At 45.3% G+C, this 18,903-nt stretch carries 16 protein-coding genes; 13 read left to right on the forward strand and 3 right to left on the reverse strand.

Annotation, left to right across the window (positions count from 1 at the left end):
• Window positions 1–16: 16 nt before the first annotated feature.
• Window positions 17–412 carry an MAPEG family protein gene (locus Q1A40_RS17390; RefSeq protein WP_300002560.1) on the reverse strand — a complete coding sequence of 132 codons (396 nt, stop codon included), beginning with the start codon at window positions 410–412 and terminating at the stop codon, window positions 17–19.
• Window positions 413–1,323: 911 nt separating this feature from the next.
• Between Q1A40_RS17390 and Q1A40_RS17395 the strand changes: the two genes are divergently transcribed.
• From Q1A40_RS17395 to Q1A40_RS17430, 8 genes are all read left to right on the forward strand, one after another.
• Window positions 1,324–2,976, forward strand: coding sequence for a thiamine pyrophosphate-binding protein (locus Q1A40_RS17395; protein WP_300002563.1), 1,653 nt, complete (start codon window positions 1,324–1,326; stop codon window positions 2,974–2,976).
• A 17-nt stretch (window positions 2,977–2,993) separates the two neighbouring features.
• A complete protein-coding gene (locus tag Q1A40_RS17400) occupies window positions 2,994–4,421 on the forward strand; it encodes a nucleotidyltransferase domain-containing protein (protein ID WP_300002565.1) in 1,428 nt (475 codons plus the stop codon).
• A 27-nt stretch (window positions 4,422–4,448) separates the two neighbouring features.
• Window positions 4,449–5,621, forward strand: coding sequence for a citrate/2-methylcitrate synthase (locus Q1A40_RS17405; RefSeq protein ID WP_300002568.1), 1,173 nt, complete (start codon window positions 4,449–4,451; stop codon window positions 5,619–5,621).
• Entirely contained in the window at window positions 5,618–7,006 is a 1,389-nt protein-coding gene (locus Q1A40_RS17410) for a Gfo/Idh/MocA family oxidoreductase (RefSeq protein ID WP_300002571.1), read from the forward strand. The genes Q1A40_RS17405 and Q1A40_RS17410 overlap by 4 nt, the downstream gene beginning before the upstream one ends.
• A gap of 3 nt (window positions 7,007–7,009) precedes the next feature.
• Window positions 7,010–8,164, forward strand: coding sequence for an MFS transporter (locus tag Q1A40_RS17415; RefSeq protein WP_300002574.1), 1,155 nt, complete (start codon window positions 7,010–7,012; stop codon window positions 8,162–8,164).
• 2 nt (window positions 8,165–8,166) lie between these two features.
• Window positions 8,167–9,786, forward strand: a complete 1,620-nt coding sequence (locus Q1A40_RS17420) for an acyl-CoA synthetase (RefSeq protein WP_300002576.1) — start codon at window positions 8,167–8,169, stop codon at window positions 9,784–9,786.
• A 1,023-nt stretch (window positions 9,787–10,809) separates the two neighbouring features.
• Window positions 10,810–11,799 (forward strand): DUF3472 domain-containing protein, encoded by a 990-nt coding sequence (locus Q1A40_RS17425; protein WP_300002579.1) that lies wholly within the window; start codon window positions 10,810–10,812, stop codon window positions 11,797–11,799.
• A 588-nt stretch (window positions 11,800–12,387) separates the two neighbouring features.
• Entirely contained in the window at window positions 12,388–12,657 is a 270-nt protein-coding gene (locus Q1A40_RS17430) for a hypothetical protein (RefSeq protein ID WP_300002582.1), read from the forward strand.
• 320 nt (window positions 12,658–12,977) lie between these two features.
• Here the strand turns inward: Q1A40_RS17430 and Q1A40_RS17435 are convergent, their stop codons facing one another.
• Both Q1A40_RS17435 and Q1A40_RS17440 read right to left on the reverse strand, forming a co-directional pair.
• The gene (locus Q1A40_RS17435; RefSeq protein ID WP_300002584.1) at window positions 12,978–13,796 is read right to left on the reverse strand and encodes a DUF72 domain-containing protein; all 819 of its coding nucleotides are present in this window, start codon (window positions 13,794–13,796) and stop codon (window positions 12,978–12,980) included.
• On the reverse strand, window positions 13,793–14,359 hold the full coding sequence (locus Q1A40_RS17440) for a hydrolase (protein WP_300002587.1): 567 nt from the start codon (window positions 14,357–14,359) through the stop codon (window positions 13,793–13,795). The genes Q1A40_RS17435 and Q1A40_RS17440 overlap by 4 nt, the downstream gene beginning before the upstream one ends.
• 262 nt (window positions 14,360–14,621) lie before the next feature.
• Between Q1A40_RS17440 and aspS the strand changes: the two genes are divergently transcribed.
• The 5 genes from aspS (at window position 14,622) to ruvA (ending at window position 18,898) form a co-directional block, all read left to right on the forward strand.
• A complete protein-coding gene (aspS, locus tag Q1A40_RS17445) occupies window positions 14,622–16,394 on the forward strand; it encodes an aspartate--tRNA ligase (RefSeq protein ID WP_300002590.1) in 1,773 nt (590 codons plus the stop codon).
• A complete protein-coding gene (nudB, locus tag Q1A40_RS17450) occupies window positions 16,394–16,837 on the forward strand; it encodes a dihydroneopterin triphosphate diphosphatase (protein ID WP_300002593.1) in 444 nt (147 codons plus the stop codon). Before aspS ends, nudB begins: the two co-directional genes overlap by 1 nt.
• A 24-nt stretch (window positions 16,838–16,861) precedes the next feature.
• A complete protein-coding gene (locus Q1A40_RS17455; protein WP_300002596.1) occupies window positions 16,862–17,602 on the forward strand; it encodes a YebC/PmpR family DNA-binding transcriptional regulator in 741 nt (246 codons plus the stop codon).
• Window positions 17,603–17,645: 43 nt separating this feature from the next.
• Window positions 17,646–18,167 (forward strand): crossover junction endodeoxyribonuclease RuvC, encoded by a 522-nt coding sequence (gene ruvC / locus Q1A40_RS17460; protein ID WP_300002598.1) that lies wholly within the window; start codon window positions 17,646–17,648, stop codon window positions 18,165–18,167.
• A 119-nt stretch (window positions 18,168–18,286) separates the two neighbouring features.
• On the forward strand, window positions 18,287–18,898 hold the full coding sequence (ruvA, locus tag Q1A40_RS17465; RefSeq protein ID WP_300002601.1) for a Holliday junction branch migration protein RuvA: 612 nt from the start codon (window positions 18,287–18,289) through the stop codon (window positions 18,896–18,898).
• Window positions 18,899–18,903 lie beyond the last annotated feature (5 nt).

The raw sequence follows: 18,903 nt of genomic DNA on the forward strand, positions 1-18,903 counted from the left end.
AAGAGCGTATTTTGCGTTAATAGAAGGAGAAAACCAACTCCCACGGCATATACCATAAATTGGCCAGTACCATCAGCACCAGTGAAATCCAGGTTGCGCTCATTGCGGAGCGACGCCAGCGTAATAGTCGGTGGTGATAACCGTAATAGTGCATCAGACGTCCTACCACCAGTAAAATGCCACAAACATGCACCATCCAGGCTAAAGCGCCATTCATCTCCATAAGTAGCAGTAACAGAAGACCAATGGGAATATATTCCACCGCATTAGCATGAATACGAATGGCACTCTGAAGCTCGCTAAACCCCCCGTCCCCGTAGGAAACGCGGTATTGCATACGCAAACGAGCTACATCAAACGAGAACTTAATCAGCATTAAAGCAGTAATCACGGCATACAGCGCGCAAATCATATAAACCCCATAAAAACAGCGTTCGCCCTCCTATCATAACGTGCAACGCGGGTTCTGTCGCCAGGGCTCAGAAAAGAGACGTTTGTTTGGGGGCTTTTTCGCTATGCTTTGCGCATTACTGATTGCTATTTATACTCTAAATAATTCGAGGCGCGTGTAGGCGCATCGATGAGCTTAGGCAAACTATGCTCATCGACTGCCTTTCTCTTTGCGCTTACAAGCAACTCGAATTATTTTGGGTATAGTTCGGCTAAATATAAGTCTAAAAGTATATTAAAACAAAGCAATACGCCATGCAGTTTTATTCTGTTTGCCGTATTAACTATCATGTTAATAATTTAATAATTATTTCAATTGGTGGTGAAATATACTTTAACAATTTCTTTACAAGTGAGTGTTGTAACTGCCAGCATTCACTGCTATTACTAAATACACGCTGAAAAACCACATGAATAGCTTTGCGTCACACCACAATATATATTGTGTTCTCTATATGCTAAATAATTCGAGTTACTTGTAGGTGTAAAGTTCCGAGCGTCAATGAGCATAGGTATAACTATTTGATTCAATTATCTTAACGCCAGCAATATCCAGAAAATTTGAAGTGTTGCGGAGATATTTACGTCAGCTGATATCTCCACGTCGTGAAGCCGTATTTAAAAAATATAATAGTAAATATGGAATAAATCATTGGTATTTAATTTATTATTAATGGTTTCTTGTAGATAGGCGTATTAAATAAAGAAATTTCTGTGCCTAATATATCAACTGGCGGATAGGCCGGAGCCAGTGTTTCTGATCGAGATAGTCACTTGCAATACCAGCGGTGCAGCAGATGAATATCTGCTGCGAAAAAATGAGGAGATGGGTGTTTATGTAGTCAATAACATGAATATTATAGGAGATAAAACATGAAAATATCCGATTTATTCATTCAAGCTGTCAAGAAGTCAGGCATCGATATGTGCTTTGGTGTCGTCGGCGGTGAAGCAGAAGCGATCCATTTTTCCGATAAGACTGATTACCCACGTTTCATCCTGACACGACATGAGTTTACGGCTAGTGTAGCGGCTGATGTTTGGGGGCGACTAACGGGACGTCCGGCAATGTGTTGGACAACATTTGCCCCGGGTTTAACTAATGCTGCAACCGGGATGTGTTCCGCAATCCTCGATCACTCTCCTGTATTTTTTGCATCCGTGCAGATCCCGCGTGATCAGATCAAATTCAATCTCACGCACCAGTGTATCGATAATCTGGCATTCGCTAATTCCCTTACCAAAGGGATGGCCGAAATCACCACGCCTTTGTTATTGCAAACAGAGATCAAACGCTTAGTGGAATTGTGCCAGGAAGGGTTACCAGGCCCGGTTTATGTAAGCCTCCCACTTGATGTTCTTAAGCTAGACGTTCCGGACGAAACAGCTGATACCATTTTGCGTAACATTGATATCTCGTATCCCCAACAACGTCTCTTACCCAAGCCTGCCACTATACAAGAAATTGCATCAGCTATTTCGGCGAGTCATTATCCTATGGTTGTAGTGGGCAACCAAGTCATCCGCGATAATAAAATTGAAGAGGTTATGATGCTCATTGAGCATCTGCAAGTACCCGCGATTTGTTCGCTAGCTGCAAAAGGAATCATTCCTGATAAACATACACTCTTCCTTGGAGCAGTTAACAAATATCTAGATGGTGTATATAACGAGACAATAATTGAACCGATGTTCGACGAAACTGATCTCTTGATTCTTATTGGTTATGATTATGGCGAAGACCTTAAACCTTCCCTCTGGGGTAGAAACAAGCATACAGTCCTAATCAACAGTGTCGATGTCCCTATGGGGACAGTCTTTGAGCCAGACCTTGCTTGCATCGGTGATTTTGGTGTGATAACTGATTATCTGCTTCATGCCACCCCCTCATGGAAGGGATTATCTCCGAAGCATGTAGCACTCAAGACAATTATTGATCGCCGACGTATCAATAACTTACCGGAGGGTACTACAGATGTATCGCTTGTGCTGGAGTCCCTATCTCATACGCTCGGCGAGGATGGTTTTCTGTGTTCCGATGTTGGCTTGCACAAACAGTATGCCGGTCTGCTTGCCAGAACGTGTAAGCCCAACCATTTTTTGTGCTCGAATGTCTGCGGAACGTTCGGTTTTGGTTTGCCAGCCGCAATGGCTGCCCAGTTAAAATTTCCGGACAGTCGTGTTGCTCTGATCTGTGGCGATGGAGGGTTTCACTCCGGTAGTCAGGATCTTGAGACGATCGTACGTTACAACCTCCCTGTTGTCATTGTTGTTCTGAATGACAGTTCCTTTGGACTCATCCATTACTATGAAACGTTATCTGAACGCGGTCATTGTGCCAATATGACGGAATTTGGCAGTGTCGATTTCGCTCTTTTAGCAAAGGCAAACGGTATGGAAAGTGAATGCCTGAAAAACGAAAATAACTTGTCTTTAGTCCTTGAACGGGCATTTGAAGCACGAAAACCGTTTCTCATTGAAATTCCAACTATCTATTCCTATGAAATGCGACGCCATATGGCGTAATACTGGAGAAATCCGACATGTTAAATAATGGCAGTCATTTCAGTACTTATTTAGTCTCCGTTGCTCTTGAGTATCTTGGGAACAGGCTTATTGGAATTGTCGCTACAGATTCCTATTTGAGGCAACCAGACTATTCATCCAGAGCAGAGAATCATTATTATTTTATTCTTTCCGATAATCTCTATCAGGAAGATATCTGGATACTCAGATATATTGCCAGGGAATTTCCAGAGTCATTATTTAATTTTATTTATGAGTTTGAACTGGCTGACTATCCTCCTCATGTTATATGGCAGTTTCAGTTTTCTGAATGGCTTTATAAAAAGAATAATTATCAAATAACGATGCCAGAAAGAGATGTATTGGAGGAGAGGAGGCAAGCCATTTTTGCCTGTTGTCATCTTAGTCGATTGTACTATATCAGAAACCTCAATCTTAAGACCCATATATGGGGTGTCAGACAGTTTGGCTGGGCTGTCCGCTATGCTCTGAATGGTCTGTTTAATCTTGACCAGAATGACTCGCTCAATGAACAAGAAACAGCTGACCGAAATTGGTTAATTGATTTTCAAAATAACTGGATGCAACACAAGAGAAAACTGACCAATTCTGAGGCTGCATTCAGAGATGCTGCGAGTTATCTGAGTGAGATTGCCAGCCGCAAGGCAGAAGATCTTCAGAGGACGCATCCAGTAATGGATATCTTGGTCAGCGCAGCGGGTCATGATACGTATCCAGAAAATATAGCGTCTGCCGTGAATGCTGTAAGAGATCGTCTTACTCGGGAAATTGGTCCGTCGCTGTTATCTTTCTATTTACATGGAAGTGCTGCAAGAGGAGATATGCGTCCAGGGTCTGATATCGACAGTTTTATTATTGTTGATCATGTCAGCAGAGATGTTCTGGAAAGAGTGAGGAGTATTCAGTCTGATAACCCACCTTTTACTATATTGGTCTATAGCCTGGCTGAGGTGAATCACTATCCTAAATTTCGTCGGTATGGATTAGTGAATGGCACAAAATTGGTTAGTGGAGATTTGTGTCTTAGCTTTAAGCCGGATATAAATGACGATATAGCTGGAATTATCAATAATATTTTTATCGTACGGCAGGTTGCCCGGGCTTATCTTATTGAGGGTAGCTACGGCGAACGATCACATTATATTGCCGCTCTTATGGCGAAGCTTATTGATCATGGATGCCTACGCCCGGTACAAAAACTGAAGATGGGGATTTATCCAACTTCCCGCGCAGAAATTAGGTCATTCTTCTCTGATGTAGCATCTTATACCCATATCCTCTCTTTCATTGACAATCTTGAATTTAATGAACAGACACTTCAGGAGGCTCTGTTTAGAGGAGATATTACCCTTATCGAACAGTTATTCCATGAACTGTCTGAAGCTGCTTGTTTGGTAGAAATACAGACTAAAAATCTCGTCTGATAACATTATATATATCGGAGTCATTATATGAATACGACTTTGAATACGTTTACTCATAGTGCAAACCCTGAATTCTCCGAACAAAAAATTGGTGAGACCACAGTGCTTAGGAAACAGAATGATGATAGCCGGATTATCCTGGATCCCGGCCTTCAGCATACAGCAGTCTGTATCAGTCACGTTGGCAAAATTAATCCACTTATTCCTCAAATCAGCTATCGAGGATACGATGTCCAGACTTTGGCGGTAGAAAACCGCTTCGCAGAAGTTGCTCATCTCTTAATTGAAGGAGAGAGTAAAGCTGACGGAGCCTTTGAACGTTTACTCATAGCGTCAACAATCGAACGGCTACCCGCAACTCGTGCCCTTTGGTCTTCTATGCCTGACTCGCCGCTGACCTCATTTGAATCAGCCGCTGTCCTTCTGGCTGGTGCTGATGCAAAGAATACGGGCCGTGAGGAAACGTCTGCGTATGTGATAGGCGCAATGGCAGCGGCCACGATGGTATTCCATGACCCAATAGGACAGCATACAAATATTATTGATAGCAATCGGGATGACTTTGTTAGCCTTATCCTTGCAGGCTGCTTTGGGCAACAACCTAAAGCAGCAGCATACAAGGCTTTGAACGAGTTTCTTATTCTTCATGCTGAACATGGGATGAATTGTTCCACACTTGCTGTACGCACGGTGGTAAGTACAGGTGGTGAAGCTTATGACGCAATCGTGGCCGGAATCGCAGCTTTTAAGGGACCATTACATGGAGGAGCAAGCCGGATCGTGGGAGAGATACTCGATATCCTTGCCGCAAGCGGAGAAGATATTGAGCGGTTTATTCAGCGGAAGCTTGACTCAAAAGAGCGTATCCATGGTTTCGGCCACCGGATCTATCGGAAAGAGGATCCTCGAGCTGCTTTTATGCGTAAGAACCTTGAATGTGAGCAGAATCATCTTAGCCGCTACGAGAAAATTGCACTTTCTCTTGCCCAGGCAGCGATTCGTATCGAGAAGTTTCGTGAGCGTGGCATTGCTGTCAATCCAGATTTATTTAATGGTTTGTTGCTACGTCGAGCAGGCTTCGTTTCAAGCGAAAACACGGCTCTTCTTTGTCTGAGCCGCTCTGCCGGATGGCTTGCCCATCATTTTGATAGTATTAATACGAAAGAGCCTCTGCTTCGGCCTCAAGAGTTGAGCGCATGATGAACCCGAAATTGTTCGGCGCGTATGGACGTGGTGTTATCGTCATTGGGTGTGGTTCACACTATTTTTCTAAATACCATTCGGTTTTAGAGCAAGACGGCCACCGATTAAGACTTGCGGTAGATCTGGAGACGGAACGTTCTACAGTTATCGCGAATTTTGCTAAACATAGCCTGCAACCTGAGCATCTGATATTTCTTCCTGAACCATTGCGTGATGTTCGTTCCGAGGCAACGTTGGTTGAATTTCTGGACGAAATAATTACTCAGATTCAGGCCGAGGTTGCACTGATTTGCACTGAACCAAAGAGCCATCGTGCTTGTGCAGCTTGGGCTATGGATCGCGGTCTTGATGTCTTTATGGACAAACCTGTCTCTGCGGTAGCCCTTCCTGCAAGATCTGGTATTTTGCTCGAAGACTATAATTATCTGGTAGAAAAAAGCATCTCTCTTGGGCGTAGTCTGTGCATTAGTTGTGAACGAAGAGCTCATCCAGGTTATGCCCTCATTAAAGAGGAGATATCTTACGCCATAGAGCAACATAATATCCCTGTCACATCAATCCACGTTATTTTTGGTGGCGGAAAATGGCTCTATCCTGACGAATATCTCTATCTTGAAAATCATCCTTTCCAGTATGGCTATGGTGTCCTCTTCCATTCAGGCTACCACTACGTTGATGTTATCGCATCAATAGCAGAGATGAATACCCCTCTTGTTGAGCTGGACCTGGCGAGGCCAGAGGTACACATTATGACCACCAGGCCCAGCGACACAATTCTTCTGGCGAGTATTCCTGTCCGACGGAATTCAGCATTGAATACCACAGTCATGGTGAACAATCCTGTCCAATGGATGAATGCCCGAAGATATGGAGAAGTTGACTTGGGATTTATTGGCCGTTACCTCTCACCTCATGGTCACGGACTTTTGTTTAGTGGACAACTTCTAGAAACGACTGTCGCAGCGCGGATAATTGATAAAGAGAAAGCTGGAAATGGCCGGGTGAGGAGTGAGCAACTTCTGATAAATCTGGGCCACTATTGTTCTATCTCATTACGTGCGAGTTCTTACCGGAAGCTCGCCAACCCATCGGATCCGGAAGATTTCGAACTTGTGATTGGAAAACATCCGAGCTATCGGGGTGGGGGAGTGCAGCGTTTCAGTAGAGAAGATCTCTCCTATATTGAACCGAATCTTCCGCTGGGGGCAGCATCTAACGGATGGGCAAGAGTCCATCTTCTCAGGTCATTTTTAGCCAAAGATAACTCCTATTCTGATGTTTTATCTCACCAGGCAAGTATGCAGCTATTAAGCAGGTTGGCTGACAAACTTAGCGAAGATATTGAAAAACGTACCCAGCTTATGTCTGGAAATCAGGAGTAAAGAGTGCGAAGGATCCGCTACGACATTCAGGTCTTTCTGGAAGGGCTGTTTTTCTGGGCAGGCGCATCGGCTGGTGTTGCTTATCTCCCGTCACTGGCGGGAATATACGGATTAACAAGCTTGGAGCAGAGTTTTTTTTTCGCTAGCATGGCTATTGGGCGTACATTCTTCCAACCTATTGCGGGTTTACTGGTTTCACCCGTGAAAACTTATATGCTCAGATGGGTTTCTTTGGTGATACTTGCTGGCATGGCTCTTGCGACTGCGTTCGTACCCCTCCCTGCAGTGCTTATCATCGCACGCTTTGCAGAAGGAGTATGTCTGTCTATCTACATCGTTTCCTTACGTACTCTTCTCAATGGATTTAGCCAGCAGCCGATATTTGAATCCGTCAATGATGCCTATACTATATCGCAAAGTACGGGGCGCTTGGTTGGACCCGCGTTTGCTGCACTTCTTGCATCAATATATGGCCCTCGGGGAGTTTTTATCGGTAGCGCTTTGACCTGGGGGCTGTGTCTGCTATTTAATCGACGATACATACAATATGAAATAGTTGCGCCAGTGATTCAGCATGAAATACGGTCAAAATGGCAGAGCTATTTTATGCTGCCTATTTGTGTTCAGGTGCTGGAATTTTTCTCATTAGGTTTTTGGCTTGTTGTTTGGCCTGTTTTTTTGGGGAACATTGATGGTGTTCGGTATAGCGCATTAGGGCTATTTTTCACGGCATCTGCATGCGGTGGATTATTCTGGCCACTTTTGAGGCGATTTTTTCACCATCAATCATTCGTTACGCGGATGCGGGGTGGTCTGCTCATTTTAGCACTCACAAGTTTTTTGCCAGCGATGGGGGGGATGAACACTCCTTTGCTTATCATTTTGGCAATATTGAGTGGGATCGGCAGTACTGCTTATTTCACGTCTTTTCATCACCATCTTTCAGATACCTTTTCCGTTCATGAAATTCCTAAAATTTATGGCATCTTAGGCTCGGTAACCTTCTTCGCTCAGGCTACAGGGCAAATAATAGCTCCTTCGATATTGATACTCATAACACCTTCCTCCGCCCTTCTACTCAATTCCGCAATATTGATTTTATCCACTGTATTACTGTCTATCCATCCACGTAATATAAGAGCAACAAAAGGAGAGTAACCATGAAGGCATACCAACAAGGACTTGAGCGCCGTCAGGCTAACTACGTGCCCCTGACACCTGTCGATCTTATTGCTCGTGCGGCAGAAGTTTATGGCGATAGACTGGCTATAGTGTACGGCAGTGTACGCCGTACTTGGCACCATACCTATACGCGTGCACGCCAGCTGGCTAGCGCCCTGGAACAGGCAGGTGTTGGCTATGGTGACACGGTTGCTATCATGCTACCTAATACGCCACCTATGATCGAAGCGCATTTCGGCGTGCCTATGTTGGGTGCGGTACTCAATACCCTTAATACCAGACTAGATTCTGATAGCGTGTTATCCATGCTGCGTCATGGTGAGGCTAAGTCTCTAATAATTGATACGGAATTTTCTGAACTTGCCAGACGAGTCGCCATGGAACTACCTGAGTTACATATTATCTGTGTTGCAGATGTGTTACCGGCAGACGCAGCGTATTTTCCGCGCGCGATAGATTATGAAACGTTCATCGCTATGGGTGATCCAGTATTCGCTTGGGTCACACCACAGGACGAATGGGATGCTATCACCTTGAATTATACATCGGGTACTACTGGCGATCCCAAAGGGGTGGTTTACCATTACCGAGGTGCATATCTCAATGCTATTTGCAACATCTTGGAGTGGGACATGCCCAAACATCCCGTCTACCTGTGGGTGTTACCGCTATATCACTGTAATGGCTGGTGCTTCGCTTGGACAATCGCGGCGCGGGCCGGAGTCAATGTCTGCCTACGCAAATTCGATGTCAGTCTGATATTCGACTTGATTCGTCGTGAGCGTGTTACTCATTATTGCGGCGCACCAATCGTGCAGGCGGCGCTGGCTGATGCGCCCGCCGAATGGCGAGAGGGAATAAACCACAGAGTGCATACCATGATGGCAGGTGCTGCGCCAGCACCTGCCATCATCACCAGGATAAAAGCGATTGGATTCGAACTCATTCATGTATACGGTCTGACCGAGGTCTTTGGCCCTGCCACCGTGTGTGCCGAGCAGGATGATTGGAAGCACCTGAGCGATGGTGAGCAGTCAGAGCTCAAGGCCCGGCAGGGAGTGCGTAATCATTTTCAGCGCGATGTAGAGGTGCTTGATGTTGATACAATGCAGTCCGTTCCTGCAGACGGCAAGACTATCGGTGAGATCGTAATCCGGGGTAATATCTGCATGAAGGGCTATCTTAAAAACGAGAGCGCTACGGAAGCCGCATTTACTGGAGGTTGGTTTCACACTGGAGACTTGGGTGTTATGTCCCCTGATGGTTATGTGCATATCAAAGACCGTAAGAAAGATATCATTGTCTCTGGAGGCGAGAACATCTCCAGCATTGAGGTTGAAAATGCTCTTTACCATCATCCTGCGGTGTCAGTTGTAGCCGTCGTAGCGATGCCAGATCTTCAGTGGGGAGAGGTACCCTGTGCTTTCGTTGAGCTCAAGTCAGGCTCCTCGGTGACGAAAGACGAGTTGATCGTTCATTGTCGTACTTTGTTAGCGGGTTACAAAATCCCTCGGGCTATCTATTTCGGTGATGTTCCCAAAACCTTTACAGGAAAAATCCATAAAATCGAGTTACGCAAGAGGCTGCAATTGAGGTGAAATACTATTCAGTCCGTGTCTGAGGTCAGGTTGTGAGCCATCGTCTGAATCTTGGAAACGAGTCTCTTTAGGAAAGAAGTAAATAGAATCAAAATGTTCTGAAATAGTGGATTGTTCGTACGATATATAGATATGAAAGAGCAATAATGTGAATAATTTAAGTTGACTACCTCGTAGTACTCGATTTGGTAGCAATGTTAATGATCGATTCTGTAGATGATATGGAAATGAAGTCAGTAACATCCCCCTATATAATCAGCATTAAAGCAGTAATCACGGCATACAGCGCGCAAATCATAGAAACCCCATAAATACAGCGTTCGCCCTCCTATCATAACGTGCAACGCGGGTTCTGTCGCCAGGGCTCAGAAAAGAGACGTGTGCTGTGTCGTGGCACACTGGGTCTGGCCACATGAACAGAGGGGATGTCATCGGACCATTAGATGCATTTTTAAGATATTCCTTAGATGCGGTACGTTTCTGAATGTCTATGCTTAGTGTGTCATACAAATTTTTCCCCAACATGAGGAATACTCTATGTATAAGAAAAGTCTGTATTTTATCTTAATCGCTTCCTCTTTCGCCTTTTCAGTCACCGGATGTTCTTCAAATATTACCCTTCCAATCCGGCAGGACAGAAGTCTATAAAAAATAATTAAGTCTGATAGTTGCGACCAGAGGGGATCTACGCCGGAACCCCAGATTTTCCGGCAACAGAAATTATGTCATGCTGAGTAGATTTATACCGTCAGATCACCATTGGTCATCAGGATATATATGTCTTTGCAACGTTTCCGGGGTATCCCCATATCATGACATAAAGTATGGCCTTTTTTCTCCGGACATTCCATCGGTACAGGTTGCGTAGTTTCTCGCAGAACAATCCTTAATGCCAATTACAATATTGTTCTTATTTAATTAATCCAGTATTTTTATATTGGTAACGGTGAGTCTGATTTCATTGAATTTAAATAAGGAATTAAATCATGAGCTATAGAATCAAAAAAAAAACTGTTAGTCCCGTTGTTATTTCTGTTTAGCCCTTTAAGTCATGCAGTTGTAGCTGGTGGGATCGTTTCGGTAAGTCATTCATGGCCTGTCAACTCAGAATTTAATAAATTATCGTTCTTTCAGCAGATAAATAACGATGGAGGAACAGGCTCCAAATACTACTGGGTAAATCAGTTTTATTTTAAAAATGGAGATGCTGGGTATATTGGTTTACAAAACCGGGGCGACGGTGTTCATGCCTTTAATTATTCTATCTGGAAGGCAAAAGGATGGAAGAGTGGTGTGTGTAGTTACTTCGATCACGAAGGTTCTGGAGTTCAATGCCAGATTGTTGTGCCATGGAAAATTGGACATCAGTACAAATTAGATGTTTCCAAAAATGGAAATCTGGTTACAGGGACAGTGACCGATTTGATGGATGGTACAGCTACAACGGTTGGTGTTATCGAAATTCCAGATACATTCGGTAAGCTATACTCATCTTCCGGTTTTGTTGAAGAATATTCCCAAGAGAATGAGCAGCTTTCTTCCTGTTATGTGATGGGGGCTCAAAGCTCAATTTTTCTGAACCCAATAGGCGATGACAAAACAAACGCAGAGCAGAGTTCCTATACCTATGGAAATTGCAATGATCCTTATGTGATACAAGCTGCATGTAATGGTGATGCATGCATCAATACCATCAGCAATCTTCGTGCAATGGCTTCCCCAAACGCACCTATAGTATCGATTGTCAACGATAACCACTTGACCGCAGAAACCATATCTAACGCTTTGAACAAAGTCGACTTGGTAGCTATTCGCTCTCAGGATGGTCATTGGGCACCAAATATTTATTTCCCGGAGCCTCACACGCTAAAATGGAAATCAATATTTGTAGATCATCGCGCAGGTTCTAGTTCAGCTGTTCATGTAAACGGCTCTGTTACAAAGATAAACAAGGGCCAGCACATAATGTATATGTCTGATGGTAGCAGATGGAAAGTGATTAACCCGGCCTAAAATTATTCCCCCTTAATACCACTAACACTTCTGTTTCAAACAGTAAGGTTGGTGGTATTTATCGAGCTAATATTAAGTTAGCAATGGAATTAATTATCGACTTTTAGGATATTTCCTTAATTTGTTAGAGTGACAGCCTCAAAGCCATGAAGATAGTGCGGTTAAGTGAATGATATATAACAGCTAAAAATATTTAAACTATAATGATTGCAAATAGGTTTTTCAGAGTATAAATTTAAAATAATCCTCATAAAGAGAATGTTACTAAAAAATTAAAGAAAGGTGATATTTTTAAATAAGCCATATCGAAACAATCAGATGTGTTTGTTGGAGGGGTTGGTGAATTTTGTGGTTCCAGTAATAATAGCTGCAGGCTTCAGAAGAGAATAACAATAGTAAAGGTGGCAACGGATTACAAAAAGATTCATCAACAGATGCCCTTTACGGTAGTGGCTCTGGTACATATGGTTTATGGGGAAGTAAGTCTGCTGATTGTTCTGGCAATGAACGAAATGGCTCCCCTGAAACTATTCGGTAATTATAATTGAAAGGCACAGATTCAACTATCTGTTATTCAAGGAGGGAACAATGGAAAAATATGTTGTTTTTATCAAGGATAATGAATCTAAAGCAATCCCGAAAAAGCTCGTTACGCGTTCAACAATTAAAGATTTGAAACAGTTTGGTTTCACAAAGCATCATGTTGAAGTAGAGGCTGATAATGAGAAGGATGCCATAAGAAAGGTAAATGAATTTAGTAATGGCTATTTAAATTCATTAAGTTCGTTCACTGGGAGTGTTTTTATTTGTTGCGCAGTCGTTGTAATTGTGGCTTTGATGTATCTATTTTCCTCCTGATGCTAATAAATATCTACTTTCGTGATAACATTGCACTATGGGTGTGTTTAGTGCAATTGTAATTTCATGTGAAGATTATTTTATGAAATTGAATCTTCCCGAGCCTGAAAAATTCCCAAACGATAAAATGCAAGTGCCTGATATTTTCACTTGTAGGGTTGGGCGATATCAATCTAGCAAAGATAAAATTATCTATTTATGGTCTGGTAAAAGCGTTTCCTTGATTGAACAGCGCTTCTGAATACAGTCCGAAGTGACCGGTTTGTTAGAAGTGCAGGTCAAAAATATCGCTAATAACAGGATTTAATCAGTGCCCGGGTTCAAAAAAGAGAAGCCTGCTCAGCGAATGCGGGTGGGGGAGTGAGGCAAGGAAAGCGCTGTTGTAGCTGGGGCCATAATCGGTGGAGTAGTGAATGGACCTCGCCAATATCAGCGGTATGAAGGAACAGGTAAGGAGTACCTTGAGTTGCCCATTCAGCAAGCTTATCTAACCAGACAGTAAATAATTCACTACTTTGCTCTTTATCGGCACTGCCAATAAAACGGACTAATGGATTGCTGGCGGTCATAATCGCATGGACCGGGAGTCTGGGTTTTTTACGCTGCGCCTCGCGCATGGCTTCGTTACGAGCAATAGCCAGATGCACAGGGCGACTGTCGAGAATAACGCGGTTCACCTGCCTTTGGTGCAGGCCACGATTTAATGCGCGCTCATCTTCGCCTTTGTCAAAAAAAGCCGGATGGCGTACTTCAACACCATAGGTAAACGTATCAGGCAGATGGTCAAGAAAGTGCCATAATTTGGGCAAGTCAGCCGGAGAGAAGGTGGCCGGAAGCTGTAGCCAGTACTGACCAATACGGTTTGCCAGTGGGGCCAGGCATGTGAAGAAATCATCACGTAAATCATCGCAGTGGCTCAGTGCCGCCTGATGAGTAATTGTGGCCGGAAATTTAAAGCAGAAGCGGAAATCATCGCTGGTCATATCGCGCCAGCGTAAAACACGCTCCTGATTGGGCAAAGCATAAAGGGTGGTGTTGCCTTCCACACAATTAAAATAGCGGGCATAGTCAGCGAGAGATGCGATCCCTGCTCGTGCCCATTTAGGGTGCTGCCATTGTGGAAGGCCTAGATATATCATAATGCGGTAATAATCTCCTCGCAGCTTCGCACCCTGGCAATTCGTGGGAATATATTATTGATACTGCCCAGGTGCTGTTCGGTACTACCTGCACTACAGGCATCTTCTGCTATCACCAGCGAAAATCCCAGCTCCCAGGCATGACGGGCCGTAGACTCGACGCCAATATTGGTCGAAATACCGCATAAGATAATGGTGTCGATACCGCGACGACGTAACTGAAGCTCGAGGTCAGTACCATAGAAGGCTCCCCACTGGCGTTTTATCACCACAATATCACTCTCTTCTTGCCCCAGTGCTTCTGGCGGTTGCCACCAGTTATCCGGCAGGGCATGAGCGGGATTAGGGGCGTCAACAGGCTGTTTCAGGGCTTCGATAAAATCAGCTGACCAGCCGACACGCACCAGAAAAACAGGTACACCGGTTTCGCGGCATTTTCTTGCCAGAGCTGCGGCATTATCGACCACCTCATTTGCCTGTCTTGGACCACCTGCAAAAGGTAAAATGCCTTCCTGTAAATCAATCACGACCAGTGCTCTGTGCTTTGTATTAAAAATCGTCATATCACACTCCAGTTTGATTCTGATTGAACAAGACATTACGCTTGGTCGAGAGTGTTATCCCGGTAAATTTTGTTAAATTTTATGAGAATTATCAACTTACCGGGATGATTCTGCCAGCGTAGTGGTTTCGGACTTATCGTGCGCCATTATTTCCAGTATAATAGCCCCCTTTTTTCAGTCAGTCGTGATAGTCGACAGAGTTGCCACCAAAGTGCCTGCTTCGCAGGTGACGGGTCGCGCGCAGCTAATTAAGGAATTTCTAATGCGTACAGTATATTGTGGGCAGCTTAATGCCACTCATGTGGGACAGCAAGTAACACTTTGTGGATGGGTTAATCGTCGCCGTGACTTGGGAAGTCTTATCTTTATTGATATGCGCGATCGCGAAGGGATCGTGCAGGTGTTTTTCGATCCTGATGGACAGGAAACCCTCGCGCGTGCTGCTGAGCTGCGTAATGAGTTCTGCATCCAGGTGACCGGTACCGTTCGTGCGCGTGACGAGAAAAATATCAACAAAGATATGGCTACAGGTGAAGTTGAAGTGTTAGCGGCTGAACTGACCATTATCAACCGTTCCGAGCCGCTACCGCTGGACTCCAACCACGTTAACACCGAAGAAGCGCGTCTGAAGTATCGCTACCTTGACCTGCGTCGTCCGGAAATGGCGAATCGCCTGAAAACCCGTGCGAAGATAACCAGCAAAGTACGTAGCTTTATGGATGAGCACGGTTTCCTTGATATTGAAACCCCTATGCTGACCAAAGCCACGCCAGAAGGTGCGCGTGACTACCTGGTACCGAGCCGCGTACATAAAGGTAAATTCTACGCGCTACCACAGTCCCCACAGCTGTTTAAACAGTTGCTGATGATGTCGGGTTTTGACCGTTATTATCAAATTGTAAAATGCTTCCGTGATGAAGATTTACGAGCCGACCGTCAGCCAGAATTTACCCAAATAGATGTTGAAACCTCCTTTATGACCGCACCTCAAGTGCGTGAAATTATGGAAAAACTGGTTCGCCATCTGTGGCTGGATATCAAAAACGTTGATCTTGGTGATTTCCCGGTTATGACGTTTGCGGAAGCAGACCGTCGTTATGGTTCTGATAAACCCGATTTGCGCAACCCAATGGAGCTGGTGGACGTTGCCGACCTGCTCAAAGATGTCGAATTCAAAGTTTTCTCTGGCCCGGCGAATGACGCGAAAGGCCGTGTTGCTGCCCTGCGTGTACCGGGTGGCGCACAGCTAAGCCGTAAACAGATCGACGATTATGGCAAGTTTATCGAAATTTACGGCGCGAAAGGTTTGGCGTATATCAAGGTCAATGAGCGAGCGAAAGGTCTGGAAGGTATTACCAGTCCGGTCGCTAAATTCCTCGATGCCACTATTGTGGAAGCTATCCTGACGCGAACCAACGCCGCTGATGGTGATATAATTTTCTTTGGCGCTGATAATAAACGTGTGGTATCCGATGCGCTGGGTGCACTGCGTCTGAAAATTGGTAAAGACCTGAACCTGACAGATGAAAGCAAATGGGCGCCACTGTGGGTCATCGACTTCCCAATGTTTGAAGATAATGGCGAGGGCGGCCTGAGTGCGATGCACCATCCATTTACTGCACCACGTGATATGCTGGCTGAAGAGTTAGCTGCTGAACCAGAAACGGCGATTGCTAATGCTTACGATATGGTGATTAACGGCTACGAAGTGGGCGGCGGTTCAGTGCGTATCCACCATGAACTGATGCAGCAGACAGTATTTGGTATCCTGGGTATCAATGAGCAAGAACAGCGTGAGAAATTCGGCTTCCTGCTCGATGCCCTGAAATACGGTACTCCACCTCATGCTGGACTGGCGTTTGGCCTGGATCGTCTGACAATGCTGTTAACCGGTACCGAGAACATCCGTGACGTAATTGCGTTCCCGAAAACGACTGCTGCAGCCTGCCTGATGACTGAAGCACCCAGTTTTGCTAACACTGTTGCTCTGGCTGAACTGGGTATTGAAGTGATTAAAAAAGCAGAGAAAAACTAATGAGTTATAAGCGTCCCGTTTCTATTCTGGTGGTTATTTTCGCACAAGATACGAAACGGGTGCTGATGCTACAGCGGCGCGATGATCCTGACTTCTGGCAGTCGGTTACTGGCAGTATAGAAGAGGGGGAGGACGCGCTGTCTGCTGCTCAGCGAGAGGTAAAAGAGGAAGTTGCTATCGATGCCGTCGAAGAGCTTCTGCCCTTGGTTGATTGTCAGCGCTGCGTGGAATTTGAAATTTTTACGCATTTACGTCATCGCTACGCACCGGGAGTGACGCGTAACACAGAATCGTGGTTTACGCTGGCACTTCCCCATGAACGCCCGATTATCATTAGTGAGCATCTGGACTGGAAATGGGTACCGGCAATCGAAGCGGCTCGAATGACAAAGTCATGGAGCAACCGAATGGCGATAGAAGAATTTATTATTGATGCCGCCTGATACAGGCGTTTTTTGGAGATTTTTATGGCAGGTCATAGCAAGTGGGCCAACACAAAGCACCGTAAAGCTGCGCAAGATGCGAAACGCGGTAAAATTTTCACAAAGATTATTCGTGAGCTGGTGACCGCGGCCCGTCTGGGTGGCGGAGATGCAGGTTCCAACCCACGTCTGCGTGCAGCAATAGATAAAGCACTGTCTAATAATATGACACGTGACACCCTGAACCGTGCTATCGCTCGTGGTGTGGGGGGGGATGATGATGCCAATATGGAAACCATCATCTATGAAGGATATGGCCCGGGTGGATCTGCGGTCATGGTTGAATGCCTGAGTGATAACCGCAATCGTACCGTGGCTGAAGTGCGCCATGCCTTCAACAAATGCGGCGGAAATCTGGGTACTGATGGTTCAGTTGCCTATCTGTTCAGCAAAAAGGGGATTATCTCCTTTGAAGCGGGCGATGAAGATCAGATTATGGAAGCCGCGCTTGAAGCTGGCGCTGAAGATGTTGTGACTTTTGATGACGGCGCGATTGATGTTTATACCGCGTGGGAAGATATGGGTGCGGTGAAAGATGCTCTGGAAGCTGCCGGCCTGAAAGCGGACAACGCTGAAGTTTCGATGATCCCATCGACCAAAGCCGATCTTGATGCTGACAACGCACCGAAACTGCTGCGTCTGATCGATATGCTGGAAGACTGTGATGATGTTCAGGAAGTTTACCATAACGGTGAAATTTCTGACGAGGTGGCGGCAACCCTTTAATGGGGTTCTGCCGGGCAAGATGCCCGCTTGAAGGTGATAAGTGATGGCGATTATTATCGGTATCGATCCGGGTTCACGTATCACGGGTTATGGCGTTATTCGCCAGACCGGTCGACAACTGAGCTATCTGGGCAGCGGTTGTATTCGTACACAAGTCACTGACTTACCCTCGCGTTTAAAGATTATCTACGCCGGGGTAAGTGAATTAATCACGCAGTTTCAGCCGGATTATTTTGCCATTGAACAAGTGTTTATGGCGAAGAATGCGGATTCAGCACTAAAACTGGGACAGGCGCGTGGGGTAGCCATTGTTGCTGCGGTTAATGCGGAGTTACCGGTATTTGAGTATGCAGCCCGTCAGGTGAAACAGACAGTGGTCGGAACCGGTAGTGCGGAGAAAAGCCAGGTACAGCATATGGTGCGTATGCTGCTAAAACTTCCCTCTAATCCGCAGGCAGATGCTGCAGATGCGCTGGCTATCGCGATTACCCACTGCCATGTGACACAGAATGCTGCGCATATAAGCTCTTCGCGACTGAATCTGGCGCGAGGACGATTAAAATAAAAAAGGCTGGATATTCATCCAGCCTTTTTTATATCATGCAGTATACTCGTGATACTTCAAGTTACTTGGGTGTATAACGGACAGATATTTTTTAAACGGGGAATTCCCAGGAGCGTAATGTGATAGGTAGACTCAGAGGCTTTGTTCTGGAAAAACAGCCCCCGCTGGTATTACTTGAAGTGGGTGGGGTGGGTTATGAAATTCATATGCCGATGACTTGCTTCTATGAACTCCCGGACATTGGTTCTGAAGCCTTAGTCTTTACCCATTTCGTGGTGCGTGAAGATGCTCATTTATTGTTTGGTTTCAATAACAAACAAGAACGTACTCTGTTCCGCGAGTTGATTAAAGTCAACGGTGTCGGCCCAAAGCTGGCACTGGCTATTCTTTCGGGTATGTCCGCTCAACAATTTGTCAGCGCCGTTGAACGTGAAGACTCCGTTTCGCTGATAAAACTGCCGGGTGTCGGTAAAAAGACCGCCGAACGCCTGGTGGTAGAGATGAAAGATCGCTTCAAAGGTATGCATGGTGATCTGTTTACCCCGACTACCGAACTGGTTCTGACTGCGCCAGAGAGTGGTATTGCGGATGACAGCGAAGCCGAAGCTGTTGCTGCCCTGGTCTCTTTAGGTTATAAACCCCAGGAAGCGAGTCGTATGATAAGCAAAGTTGCACGTAGCGGTGCAGATTGCGAAACGCTGATCCGCGAAGCACTTCGCGCAGCGCTGTGAGGTAA

The organism is uncultured Cedecea sp. (genome assembly GCF_947498825.1).
Taxonomy (GTDB): Bacteria; Pseudomonadota; Gammaproteobacteria; order Enterobacterales; family Enterobacteriaceae; genus JGM124.